Raw genomic sequence first — 13,113 nt, forward strand, 5'->3', positions numbered from 1 at the left:
GTTCAACAAGTGGAGGAAGCGACGTGAACATCACAAGAAGACTTTTGGGGAAGGCAGCGCTCGGGCTTGCCGGCGCAACATTGCTGATGCAGTTGCCGGCAATGGCGCAGGATCGGCCAGCGCCGTTCGACAAGCCGGGCGCCGTCAAGATAGCGCTGGTCCGCTATCTCTCGACCGGCGACTTCTTCCAGGCGTATTTGTCAGGTGTCGAGGCGCAGGCCAAGGCGCTCGGCGTCGACCTGCGCGTGCTCGACAGTCGCCAGGACGCGGCGCTTCAGGCCGACATGGTCGACCAAGCCATCGCGCTCGGCGTCCAGGGCATCATCATCCAGCACGGACTGACGGAATCGATGAAGGACGCCGCCCAGCGCGCGGTCGATGCCGGCATCAAGGTCGTCGCCTTCGACGTCAATGTCGAAAACCCCAAGATCCCGCAGATCGAGCAATCCGACCGCGACCTCGCGCGCCTGGCGCTCGAACAGGCGGTCAAAGACAATGGCGAGAGCTGGAAGGCCGGCTATGTCTATGTCGCCGGCATCGCGCCGCTCGACCGCCGCAACGAGACCTGGGTCGAATTCAAGAAGAAATATTCGGGCATCAACGAAGTCGCCATGTTCGGCACGCTCGACAATCCGATCGCCAATTCGGTCGCCAACCAGGCTCGCTCGGTGTTGTCGGCTCATCCCGACATCAAGGTGATGTTCGCGCCCTATGACGAATTCGCCAAAGGCGTGAAGATCGCCGTCGACGAGGCCGGGTTGAACAAGGACATCAAGATCTATTCGGCCGACATCTCTACCTCGGACATCGCCGCGATGCGCGAGCCGGACAGCGCCTGGGCGGCAACCGCCGCCACCAACCCGGCCGTCGTCGGCCAGGTCTCGGTGCGTGCGCTGGCGCAACTCTTGGCCGGCGAAGACCCGGGCCACAACGTCATCGTGCCGCCGACGCTGATCACCCAGAAGGATCTGATCGACAAGGACATCAAGAACATGGAGGACCTCTCGGCCAAGCTGCCGCAATTCGCCCATGCCGATGTCGCGATGCCGGCCTGGATGCCGAACCCGAACGCGAAGTAGTCTTTCGCTATCGGCAAAGGAAAAGAGCGGCTCGCGGGCCGCTCTTTTTTTTGTTGGCCCGGCGTTTAGATCTACCTCAACGCCGCCGCGATGTTGCCGCCGTCAACCGTCGTCACATCGGCGGTTGTCCGCTCGGCCAGCGCTTGATGCAGAAAGGCCTGGGCGACGTCTTCGGCCGTCACTTCCTGCCCGAGCAGGTTGCCGGACATGTACTCCTTTTCAGACACGCCGCGTGCGCCCGAGCGGCTGGCGATCATGGCATCGGTCAACAGCCCCGAACGGATGCGGTCGGCGTTGACGGCATTGGAGCGGATGCCATGCGCGCCGTAGTCGAGGGCATATTGCCTAGACAAAAACAGCGTTGCCGCCTTGGGAATGCCATAGGCGCCGAACTTCGGCCCCGGATTGACCGCCTGCTTGGAGGTATTGAACAACAGCACGCCGCCGGTGCCCTGTTCGAGCATGATGCGCACGGCATTCTGCGCCGCCGACTGGTGGGCGAAGAAATTGAGTTCGAAACTCTTGCGCAAGGTGGCGTCGTCGAGCTCGCCGATCCGGCCCTCCCAGGCGGCACCGGCATTCGAGACGAGAATGTCGAGGCCGCCGTAGACGTCGACCGCCTTGTCGAACGCAGCGCGCATCTGCGCCGGATCGGTGATGTCGGCGCCAATGCCGATCGAATTGTTGCCGGCCTTCTTCGCCGCTTCCGTCGCCCTTGCCGCATCGAGATCGACGACGACGGCATGAGCGCCGTTGTAGGCGAACAGCTTTGCGGTGGCGGCGCCGATTGCGCCGGCGCCGCCGGTGACCAGCACAACCTGGCCAGTCAGCGGCTTCGGCTTGTTGGAGGCGAGCTTGGCCTGTTCCAGCGACCAGTATTCGAGTGGGAACAGGTCGGCTTTGGACAGTGGACGGAAGTCGCCGACCGCTTCCGCTCCGCGCGCCGCCTCGATCCACATTTCACCGACATCGGAGGCGATCTTCGCGTCCTTGAGCGTGCGGCCATGGCCGAACATGCCGAGGCCGGGCACCAGCGTCAGCCGCGGCATCGGGTCGAGCATGGTGCGCTTCACGTCGTCGAGCGCATCATTGGTTTCGAAATAGGCGCGATAGTCCTTGGCGAATTTCTCGACATGCTGGCGGATGACGGATTTGTAGTCGCCTACCTTGTCAGCGTCGGGCGCCGGCAGTGCCATCGGTCCGGTCTTGATGCGGATCGACAGGTCGGGTGTCGAGACGCCGCGCCCGGCATAGTCGGCAATTTTTGCCGAATTGATGAAATCCACGATCGCATCCGAGGTGCGGAAATCGCTGATCATGCGGTCGAAGCGGCCTTCACCGCGAGCCACCGCCACCGCGCCGCGCAGCATCGGCGCAATCTCCGCGGGCTTCGCCAGCCTGGCCGGCAGTGCCACCTTTTCGGTGCGCGGCTTGCCGTGGCTGGCGATGAAATCCTCGGCGACGTTCACATAATGGATCATCCGGTCATAGGCCTGCCTGGCATCGTCGCCGAAGGTGAAAATCCCATGCTTGTCGAGGATCAGGCCTTCGACCATCGGATCGGCGTCGAAAACATCGGCGGCCGCCTTCGCCAGATCGAAGCCCGGCATGATGTAAGGCACGAAGCCCATCTTTTCGCCGAACACCTTCCGGCTCAGCGCCTCGCTGTCCTCCTGGTCGACGATGGCGAGGATTGCGGTCGAATGCGTGTGGTCGATGAATTTGTGCGGCAGGAACGCGTGCAGCAGCGTCTCGACGGACGGATTGGGCGAGGACGGATCGATGAGGTTCGCCCGCTGCAGCGCGACCATGTCCTCGTCGGAGAGCTTCTTCAGCGACCGCGCCTTCAACAGCGCGCCGAGCTTGACCGCCGGCAGGCCCTGCGGCTCGATGACGCCCATGTCCCAGCCGCTGCCCTTGACGCAGAGCACGTCCCACTCGTCACCGACAAGATCGGTGGCCTTGGTCTTGCACGAGGTGTTGCCGCCGCCATGCAGGACGAGCCGCGGCTCGCCGCCCAGCAGCCTGGTCGTGTAGACGCGCAACGCCAGGTCGCGGGCCACACCCTTCTTTGCATAGTCGGCGACCAGCTTCTCCGCCTCGCCGTCATTCCATAGGTTCTTCATGTCAGCTTCGTCCGATTTCTCTTTGTTGTGAACAGGAATGCCGCGACGCCTTGATGACAATGCACCGGCGGCTATCACGCTACCTTTTCTGCTGCCGCTCCGGCATGGTCGAGCAGCCGTCGCGCCATGCGCGCGCCGACGACGAGATGGGTGCAGAGCCCGCCGGCGATCGCCGCGACGAGCGGTTCGAACTTGCTCTCCTCCTGCACCACCACAAGGCGCTTTTCGATCTGGCGCAGCGATGACAGCTCCGCCGAAATCAGCCGGCGGTTGTAGCTGCAGTCGAGCGCCTGGCCCTGGGCGTCGATGATTTGCCCGGCAATGACGCCGGCCGCACCCGCCTTGCGCAATGCAGCCATTTCGCTTGGCGTCAGCGCGCCGCATTTGACCAGATGGCTGTCGGTATCCACCGAGCCGACCGAGTATAGCGCCAGGTTGCAGTCACCGATGCCCGACAATTGCTCGCGGATCACCGGCTCGGCGCGCAGGCCGCGTGCCAGTTCTTCCGTCGTCAGCACCAGCGGCGCGTAAAAATTCAGTCCCTTGGCGTTGAGCCGGCGGGCGATCTCCATGGTGCATTGGTCCGGCCGGTACGAATAGGGGGCGCCCAGATTGCCGCAGAGCTGCACCACGGTGACGTCCTGCAGATCGGCATAGGACATGATATCGGCGATGGTGTAGATGGTCCGCCCCCAGGCGACGCCGATGCGGTCGCCCTTCCTGACCAGCTCGAGAAAGACGCTTGCCGCAAGTACCGCGATGTCGGTGGACGGGTCGGCGACATAGCCGTTTTCCGGCGCGATCCAGACGGCGTCGAGCTTCAGCGCGTCTTCCAGCTCGCGCGCCAGCACGTCGTCGGTGAAAAGCTGGGTCGAGGTCGAGATGTTGACGATGCCGGTCTCGCGCGCCTTGCGCAGATACATCGCTACTGAGGCACGCGAAATCTTGAGCTGGCTGGCCACCTGGTCCTGGCGCAACCCGTGTGCGTAGTAAAGCCAGGCGGCCTTGTGGATAAGCTGTTCTGCCGGTCGGATCGCCATGCCATCTCCTCGCTGACATTATTCACGGCTCTCGACAAAAGTCAAACTACGCGCGGGCAGGTAATGCTCTCGCGCCCGTCGAATCTAGATCGTCATTGTGCCAAATGCGGTCTGTCGCGGCATCGTTGGTGGTGACGGACCGCAAACCGGTAGCTAAAGTTCTGGACGAACATCGGGGAGGACGGGATGGGCAATCCCTACGAACAGGATCTCGACAGGAACCCGGCCAACCATCAGCCGCTGACGCCGCTCACCTATTTCGAGCGGGCGGCAAAAACCTTTCCCGACCAGGTCGCCATCATTCATGGCCGCCGGCGCACGACTTATCGCGATTTCTGGAAACGCTCGCTGAGGCTTGCCTCGGCCCTTTCTAAGCGCGGCATCGGCAAGGGCGACACCGTCACCGTCATGCTGTCCAACACGCCGCCGATGCTGGAAGCGCATTTCGGCGTGCCGATGACCAAGGCGGTGCTGCACTCGCTCAACACCCGCCTCGACGCCGCCGTCATTGCCTTCCAGCTCGATCACGCCGAAAGCAAGGTGCTGATCGTCGACCGCGAATTCGCCGGCGTGGTCCAGCAAGCGCTGACGCTAGCCAAGGTCAGGCCGCTGCTGATCGATTACGACGATCCCGACTATGCCGCCGATGCGCCCTCTCCCAAGGGGGAACGGATCGGCACGCTGGACTATGAGGCGTTTGTCGCCGACGGCGACGAGGATTTCGCCTGGTCGATGCCGGACGACGAATGGGATGCCATCTCGCTCAACTACACCTCCGGCACGACAGGCAATCCGAAGGGCGTCGTCTGTCACCATCGCGGCGCGGCACTGATGGCCTATGCCAACACCATCCATGCCGGCATGGGCAAGCACCCGGTCTATCTGTGGACGCTGCCGATGTTCCATTGCAACGGCTGGTGCTTTCCCTGGACGCTTGCCGTGCAGGCTGGCACCCATGTCTGCCTGCGCTGGGTGCGGCCGAAGCCGATCTACGACGCCATCGCCGATTACGGCGTCACCCATCTGTGTGGCGCACCGGTGGTGATGTCGGTGCTGATCAACGCTAGGGACGAGGACAAGCGGCAATTTCCGCAGACCGTCACCTTCAACACCGCCGCGGCGCCGCCGCCTGAGGCGGTGCTGTCGGGCATGGCCGAGGCGGGCTTTGTCGTCACCCATCTCTACGGCCTGACCGAAACCTACGGCCCGGCCGTCGTCAACGAATGGCACGGCGAGTGGGACGGGCTGGAGAAGGGGGCGAGGGCGGCGAAGAAGGCCAGGCAGGGCGTGCGCTACGCCGCGCTCGAAGGCCTGACGGTGATGGACCCGCAGACCATGCAAGAAACGCCGGCCGACGGCGAGACGATCGGCGAGGTGATGTTCCGCGGCAATATCGTCATGAAGGGCTATCTCAGGAACCGCAAGGCGAGCGACGAGGCTTTTGCCGGCGGCTGGTTCCATTCGGGCGACCTCGGCGTGATGCATCCGGATGGCTACATCCAGCTCAAGGACCGTTCCAAGGACATCATCATCTCCGGCGGCGAAAACATCTCCTCGATCGAGGTCGAGGAGGCGCTCTACAAGCATCCCGCCGTCGCTTCCTGCGGCGTTGTCGCCCGATCCGACGATAAATGGGGCGAGGTGCCCGTTGCCTATGTCGAGCTGAAGCCGGGCAAGGCGGCGACTGAGGCCGAAATCATCGAGCACTGCCGCGCACTGCTCGCCCGCTTCAAGGTGCCGAAAGCGGTGATCTTCGCCGAAATCCCGAAGACTTCGACGGGCAAGATCCAGAAGTTCCGGCTGCGGGAGATGGCAAAGCAGCCTTAGCGCCTGATCCGAAACGGAACCGATTTCGGAAAGCATCTTTTCAAAAATCCTTCGCACAAAAAAACGCGCGCTGTCGCAGGCGCGCCCGGCGCCAATCCCATGCGCTTCATGGGCCAACTCCGTCCAGAGATGTCACCCTCTGTCGTCAGCGCCCAAAATCGTGCCTTGACAGGTGACGGTTTTCAATTTACGAGTGACGAAATTCTAAATTCGTCAGTCGTAAATTTTGGCCAACGAGATGCTTGAAACCCTAGACACCACCGCCGATTCCGCCCGCCAGGAGAATGTCACGCGCATCCTGGATTGCGCGGAGCGATTGTTTCGCCACTACGGCTACGGCAAGACCAACGTCGCCGATATAGCGCGCGAACTCGGCATGTCGACCGCCAACATCTATCGCTTCTTCGCCTCTAAGGTCGAAATCCACCAGGCGGTTTGCGGCCGTATGCTCGAGACCTGCTACCGGTTGACCTACGAGGCCTGCCATGGCCCCGGCACCGCCAGCGAAAAACTCCGCCGCTATGTGCATACGCACTATCAGTGGACGCTCGAGACCATGATCGACCAGGAGAAGGTGCACGAGATGGTCATCGTCGCCATCGAGCGCGACTGGCACGTCATCGAAAAGCACATCGACAGCATCCACGAACTGGTCGCGGAAGTGATCCGCGAGGGCATCGCCACCGGCGAGTTCGTCGATCAGGATCCGGTGATCGCGTCCCGGTGCTTCGGCGCTGCCATTATCAGCCTCTGCCATCCGCAGATCATGGCCCAGTGCCTCGCCAAGAAGAACCGGGCAACGCCGGACGAGCTTGCCGACTTTGCCATCAGAGCCTTGAAGAAATGACCGTTGCCGCCCGTCGGGCGGCGATGCCGAGAATTCATCTCCACAGTTCGGGAGTACGAAAGTGTCTTTGTCCAAGTCCATCACCTACAGGCGACCGGCCGCCGGCCTGGCACTGATTGTCGTTGCCGCTCTCGGCCTCGCCGGCTGCTCGCAGGAGAAAGCCGAGGTCAAGGAGATCATCCGCCCGGTCAAGGTGGTCGAGATCGCCAAGGCGAGCGATACCCGTCAGCTTTCCTATTCCGGATCGGTGCGCGCCCGCACCGAGATGAATCTCGGCTTTCGCATCAATGGCAAGATCACCGAGCGCCTTGTCGACATCGGTGACCGCGTTAAGCCGGGCGACGTTCTCGCCCGCATCGATCCCACCGACTACGAGCTTTCGGTGAGAAGCGCTCAGGCCAGCCTCGATGCTGCCGACCGTCAGGTCGAGACAGTCGAGCTTACGCGCAAGCGCGCCGAACAGCTCTACGCCAAGAATTTCGCGCCGAAGTCGCAGCTCGAGCAGGCGACGCTCGCCTATAATCAGGCGGTCGCCACGCGAGACTCCGCCCGCTCGCAGCTTGCCCAGGCGCAGAACCAGGTCCGCTATACCGATCTCAAGGCGGACAAGAACGGCATCGTCACCGCCGTTGCCGCCGATGTCGGCCAGGTGGTCGGCTCCGGCACGCCGGTGGTGACCGTTGCCATCGACGGCGAGAAGGAAGTTCTGATCGCTGTTCCGGAAACCGATATCGCCGAATTCAAGCCGGGCAAGACCGTCAAGGCTGGCTTCTGGTCCGACGAGGCGCTGACGCTCGACGGCAAGGTCCGCGAAGTCGCCGGCAGCGCCGATCCGCAGTCGCGCACCTTTGCCGTTCGCGTCAGCCTGCCCAACGATCCTCGCGTGCTGCTAGGCATGACCGCCTCCATCGAAGCCGCGGCGGACAACCGGCAGCAGCTGGTGTCGATCCCGCTGGCCGCGTTGGCGCAAAAGGACAGCCAATCGATCGTCTGGACCGTCGACCGCAATGGCGGGACCGTCCATGCGCATCCGGTCAAGGTCGCCGCCTTCACCCCCGACGGCGTCAGTGTCGCCGATGGGCTGAAGCCGGGTGACGTGGTCGTCGCCGCCGGCACGCAGTTCATGACCGAGAATCTGAAAGTCAAGCTGACCGGTGATGCAGCGCAACAGTCGGCGTCGGCCGATGACGCTGCAAGGCCCTTGCGCTGACGGCCAGGCAATTCACGGTTTCCGGGCGGCAGGCGCCCCCGATTTTCGAGATCTCAGGTCGATGTAACCCCCACGTCGATGCTCGCGTCCCACCGCGATGTAGATCTCTCAACTCGGAAAGCCACGCCGCCCGGAAGCCCACATCGGAAGTTCCTTGGGCATGCGAAAGCGCGTGCTCTGTTGATCAAATTGAAACGGACTGACGCCGATGACCATCGACACCAATGAAAAGCGGTCTTTCAATCTTTCGCGCTGGGCAATCGGCCATCCGAGCATTGCCCGCTTCCTGTTCGGGCTGATCATCGTCGCCGGTGCGCTCGGCCTGATGCGCATGGGCCAGAAGGAAGACCCCGATTTCACCTTCCGCGTCATGGTCGTCCAGGCGATCTGGCCAGGCTCCTCGATCAAGGAGATGGAGGACCAGGTCGTCAACAAGATCGAGCGCAAGCTGCAGGAAACCCCGCACCTCGATTTTGTCCGCTCCTACACCCGCGCCGGCAGCGCCATCATCACCTTGCAGGTCAAGGGCGACACCAATCCGGCGCAGGTCGCCGATGCTTTCTATCAGGTGCGCAAGAAGGTCGGCGATATCGCCAATGAGCTGCCGCAGGGGCTGCTCGGGCCTTACTTCAATGACGAATTCGGCGACACGTTCATCACCCTGCATTCGATCAGCGGCGACGGCTACAGCTATCCCGAGCTGAAGAAATTCGCCATCCAGGCGCGTGACATGTTGCTGACGACGCCCGGTGTCGAGAAGGCCGTGATCATCGGCGACCAGCCGGAAAAACTCTACATCGACGTTTCATCCAAGGCGCTTGCCGAACGTGGCCTGACGTTGACCGACCTGCAGAATGCGATCCGAGGCCAGAACAATGTCGACCCGGCAGGTTCGGTCGACACCGGCCAGCGTTCGGTGCGCATTTCGGTCGAGGGCGATGTCACCAGGGCGGCCGACATCCGCGAGCTTCGCCTGCGCGCCGGCAACCAGGTGACCCGCCTCGGCGACATCGCGACCGTGACCTCCGGCCTCGAGGATCCGTACCAGCGCAAATATCGTTTCAACGGTCACGACAGCGTCCAGCTCGGCGTCGTCATGGCCAAGGGCTTCAACGTCACCGACGTCGGCAAGGACGTCGAAGCGACCTACAAGCGCTTCGAAGAGGCGCTGCCCTATGGCGTTTCGGTCGATCAGATTTCCGACCAGCCGCATGTCGTGAAGGAGGCGGTGAGCGAGTTCATGGAGGCGCTCGGCGAAGCGCTGCTGATCGTGCTTTTCGTATCGTTCCTGTCGATAGGCTGGCGCTCGGGCCTGGTGATCGCGATCGTCATTCCGCTGGTGCTGGCGGCCACGTTTGCCATCATGTACGAGCTCGGCATCGACCTGCAGCGCATTTCGCTCGGCGCGCTGATCATCGCCCTTGGCCTCTTGGTCGACGACGCGATGATCGTCGTCGAAATGATGGAGCGAAAGCTCGAGGAAGGCCTGGTCAAGGTCGATGCGGCGAGCTTCGCCTACTCCTCGACCGCTTTCCCGATGCTGACCGGCACGCTGATCACGACGGCCGGCTTCATTCCCGTCGGGTTCGCGGCCTCGACGGCCGGCGAATATGTGCGCACCCTTTTTTACGTCGTCGGCATCGCGCTGGTCGTGTCCTGGTTTGCGGCGGTCTATTTCACGCCGTGGCTCGGCCACATGATCCTGAAGCAGCGCAAGCACGCCGGCAACCATCACGATGTCTTCGACACGCGCTTCTACCGCCGTCTTCGCTCGACCGTGGCATGGGCAGTGCGCCATCGCATCATCGTCCTGGTGATGACACTGATGACGTTTGCCACCAGCCTGTGGGCGTTCCAGTTCATCCCGCAGAATTTCTTCCCGCAATCGTCGCGTCCGGAAATCCTCGTCGATCTCTGGCTGCCGGAAGGCACCAGCATCAAGGAAGTCGAGACCCAGGCCAAGGCGCTCGAAGCCAGGATGATGGACGACAAGGACAAGCGCTTCATAGCCACCTATATCGGCGAAGGCGCGCCGCGCTTCTTCCTGCCGCTCGACCAGCAGCTTCGCAACCCGAACTTCGCCCAGCTTCTGGTGATGGCCAATGACGAGCCGGCCCGCGAGCGGCTGATCGTCAAGCTGCGCACCATCCTGGCTGAGGATTTCCCGTCGATCCGCGCCAAGGTCGATCGCCTGTTCCTCGGTCCGCCGACCGGCTGGCCGGTGCAGATGCGCGTCATGGGTCCGGATCGCCAGGAGGTGCGCCGCATCGCCGACGAGGTGAAGGCGAAGTTCCAGGCAAATCCGCTGCTCGGCGCCATCCACGACGACTGGCTGGAGCCGGTGCCGGCGATGAAGCTGGTGATCGACCAGGATCGTGCCCGTGCGCTCGGCGTCACCTCGCAGCGCATCCGCCAGATGCTGCAGGCGACCATGTCCGGAGCGCCGCTCGATGACTTCCGCGACGGCGAGGAGACGGTTTCGATCGTCGCCCGTGAGCCGGAGGCAAGCCGTCACCTGCTGTCGGCGGTCGACTCCGTCTATATACCGACCGATTTCGGTGGCTCCGTGCCGCTGTCGCAGGTCGCCAAGATCGTCCCGGTGCTGGAGCAAGGCGTCGAATGGCGGCGCGACCGCTTGCCGACCATCAGTGTACGCGCCACGCTTCCGGATGGCGTGCAGCCGAACGATGTCGCCATGAAAATGTACAGCGAGATGCAGGGCCTGCGCGCCAGCCTTGCCCCCGGCTACAAGATCGAGATCCAGGGCGGCGCCGAGGATGCGGCCGAAAGCCAGGCCTCGATCGCGGCAAAAGCGCCGATCATGCTGGCCGTCATCGTCGTGCTGCTGATGATCCAGCTGCAGCATTTCGGCAAGGCGATGCTGGTGCTGGCGACCGGTCCGCTCGGCATCATCGGCGCGGCGGCGGCACTTTTGATCAGCGGCGCGCCGTTCGGCTTCGTCGCCATCCTCGGTGTCATCGCCCTGCTCGGCATCATCATGCGCAACTCGATCATCCTGGTCGATCAGATCGACCAGGACATTGCCGCCGGCGTGGAGCGTTCCGAGGCCATCATCGGCTCGGCGGTGCGCCGGTTCCGGCCGATCGTGCTGACGGCGCTGACGGCGGTGCTGGCGCTGATCCCGATCTCGCGCGGCGTCTTCTGGGGGCCGCTCGCCTACGCCATGATGGGCGGCATTCTCGTCGCCACGGTGCTGACCATCCTTGTCCTGCCGGCAGCTTATGCGCTGTTCTTCGGCAGGGAGCCCAAGAAGGTGGTGGCAACGGAAGAGGCGGCCAAGGTGGCAGAAGAAAGCGAAAGGCCGCAACTGGCTTTGGCGGCCGAATAGAGCTGTTGGCAAATGTGACCTCCGGCGGTTTAATCCGCCCACCAGGCGTAGGCGCCGGAGGAGGACGTTATGACCATGCCTCAGACAACGGTGGCGCTGCGGCTGCCGATCGACGGGCGCCATCGCCGGATGTTCATCGGCGATGGGTGGGTTGATGCCCGCTCCGGTCGGACCATGGAGAGCCGCAACCCCGCCACCGGCGCGGTCATCGCCACGGTGCCGCGCGCCGACCGCCAGGACATCGACTTGGCGGTGACTGCCGCGCGCAAGGCCTTCGAGGGGCCATGGAGCCGGTTCAAGCCTTATGAGCGGCAGGTGCTGCTGCTGAGGATCGCCGACCTCTTCGAAAAGCACTGGGAAGAGATCAGCCGCTCCGACACCACCGACATGGGTATGCCGATCATACGCACCCGCGCCAATCGCAACCGCGTCATCGGCATGCTGCGCTACTATGCCGGCATGGCGACGGCGCTGCACGGCGAGACGATCGACAACTCGCTGCCCGGCGAAATCGTCTCTTTCACCCGCAAGGAGCCGGTCGGCGTCGTCGGCGCCATCATTCCCTGGAACGCGCCAACGGCGGCGTCGATCTGGAAGATCGGCCCGGCGCTGGCGACCGGCTGCACCATCGTGCTGAAACCATCGGAAGAGGCGCCGCTGACGCCGCTTTTGATCGCCGACATCATGAACGAAGCCGGCGTCCCGGACGGCGTCGTCAACATCGTCACCGGCACCGGCGCCGAGGCAGGCGCGGCACTCGCCGAGCACATGGGCGTCGACAAGATCGTCTTCACCGGCTCGACGGCAACCGGCCAGTCGATCGTGCGCGCCTCGGCCGGCAACCTCAAGCGCGTCTCGCTGGAGCTCGGCGGCAAGTCGCCGGTCATCGTCTGCGCCGATGCCGATCTCGACAAGGCGGTACCGGTGGCGGCGATGTCGGTGTTCGCCAATTCCGGCCAGATCTGCATCGCCGGCTCGCGCCTTTTCGTCGAACGCGCCGTCCATGACGAGTTCGTCGAGCGGCTGGCGGCATATGCCAAGGGTCTCAGGGTCGGCGACGGCATCGACCCGGCGACCGAGATCGGCCCGCTCGTCTCCGAAAAGCAGTTGCAACGGGTCACCGGTTACCTTGAGGCCGGCACCGCGGAAGGGGCGAAACTCGTCACCGGAGGCACCCGGCTTGTGGAAGGCGCACTTGCCACCGGCAATTTCGTTGCGCCGACCGTCTTTGCCGGCGTCTCGGACGACATGAAGATCGCCCGCGAGGAGATCTTCGGGCCGGTGATTTCAGCCTTGCCGTTCGATGCCCTGGACGAGGCGGTCGAGCGGGCCAACAACACGCCTTACGGCCTTGCTGCAGGGGTCTTCACCCAAAATCTCGCTACCGCCCACCAGCTGTCGCGCAAGATCCGCGCCGGCTCGGTCTGGGTCAACACCTATCACGCGATCGATCCGGCCGTGCCCTTCGGCGGCTACAAAATGAGCGGCTACGGCCGCGAGGGCGGCGCCGAACACCTTGACGAATATCTCAACACCAAGGGCGTGTTCATCAAGATCGATTGAGCCAGAATAGGCCCAGAAACGAAAAACCCGCCTCAGCCTCGGGGCGAATCAGCACCATACCCAATTTAGTAG

Annotated in this window: 8 protein-coding genes; 6 read left to right on the forward strand and 2 right to left on the reverse strand. The window is 63.4% G+C overall.

Going from position 1 to position 13,113, the window contains the following annotated elements; all coding sequences use genetic code 11:
* The first annotated feature begins 23 nt into the window (after positions 1-23).
* Positions 24-1,079 carry a substrate-binding domain-containing protein gene (locus NKH83_RS12410; protein WP_352505322.1) on the forward strand — a complete coding sequence of 352 codons (1,056 nt, stop codon included), beginning with the start codon at positions 24-26 and terminating at the stop codon, positions 1,077-1,079.
* 71 nt (positions 1,080-1,150) lie between these two features.
* Here the strand turns inward: NKH83_RS12410 and NKH83_RS12415 are convergent, their stop codons facing one another.
* Together NKH83_RS12415 and NKH83_RS12420 are read right to left on the reverse strand one after the other, a co-directional pair.
* Positions 1,151-3,205: a bifunctional aldolase/short-chain dehydrogenase gene (locus NKH83_RS12415; RefSeq protein WP_352804643.1), complete on the reverse strand. Its 2,055-nt coding sequence runs from the start codon at positions 3,203-3,205 to the stop codon at positions 1,151-1,153.
* Between the two features lie 74 nt (positions 3,206-3,279).
* Positions 3,280-4,245, reverse strand: coding sequence for a sugar-binding transcriptional regulator (locus tag NKH83_RS12420; RefSeq protein WP_254818705.1), 966 nt, complete (start codon positions 4,243-4,245; stop codon positions 3,280-3,282).
* A gap of 186 nt (positions 4,246-4,431) precedes the next feature.
* Here NKH83_RS12420 and NKH83_RS12425 point away from each other — a divergent pair, with 186 nt between their 5' ends.
* From NKH83_RS12425 to NKH83_RS12445, 5 genes are all read left to right on the forward strand, one after another.
* Positions 4,432-6,072: an acyl-CoA synthetase gene (locus NKH83_RS12425; protein WP_352804646.1), complete on the forward strand. Its 1,641-nt coding sequence runs from the start codon at positions 4,432-4,434 to the stop codon at positions 6,070-6,072.
* Between the two features lie 238 nt (positions 6,073-6,310).
* Positions 6,311-6,919, forward strand: coding sequence for a TetR/AcrR family transcriptional regulator (locus NKH83_RS12430; RefSeq protein ID WP_352804649.1), 609 nt, complete (start codon positions 6,311-6,313; stop codon positions 6,917-6,919).
* 61 nt (positions 6,920-6,980) lie between these two features.
* Positions 6,981-8,129, forward strand: a complete 1,149-nt coding sequence (locus NKH83_RS12435; RefSeq protein WP_352804652.1) for an efflux RND transporter periplasmic adaptor subunit — start codon at positions 6,981-6,983, stop codon at positions 8,127-8,129.
* A gap of 208 nt (positions 8,130-8,337) precedes the next feature.
* Complete coding sequence (locus NKH83_RS12440) at positions 8,338-11,478, forward strand: efflux RND transporter permease subunit (protein ID WP_352804655.1); 3,141 nt, start codon at positions 8,338-8,340, stop codon at positions 11,476-11,478.
* A gap of 69 nt (positions 11,479-11,547) precedes the next feature.
* Positions 11,548-13,041: an aldehyde dehydrogenase family protein gene (locus NKH83_RS12445; protein ID WP_352804658.1), complete on the forward strand. Its 1,494-nt coding sequence runs from the start codon at positions 11,548-11,550 to the stop codon at positions 13,039-13,041.
* Positions 13,042-13,113: the final 72 nt, after the last annotated feature.

Origin of the sequence: Mesorhizobium sp. M0909 (assembly GCF_040319515.1) — a bacterium.
Lineage (GTDB): Bacteria > Pseudomonadota > Alphaproteobacteria > Rhizobiales > Rhizobiaceae > Mesorhizobium.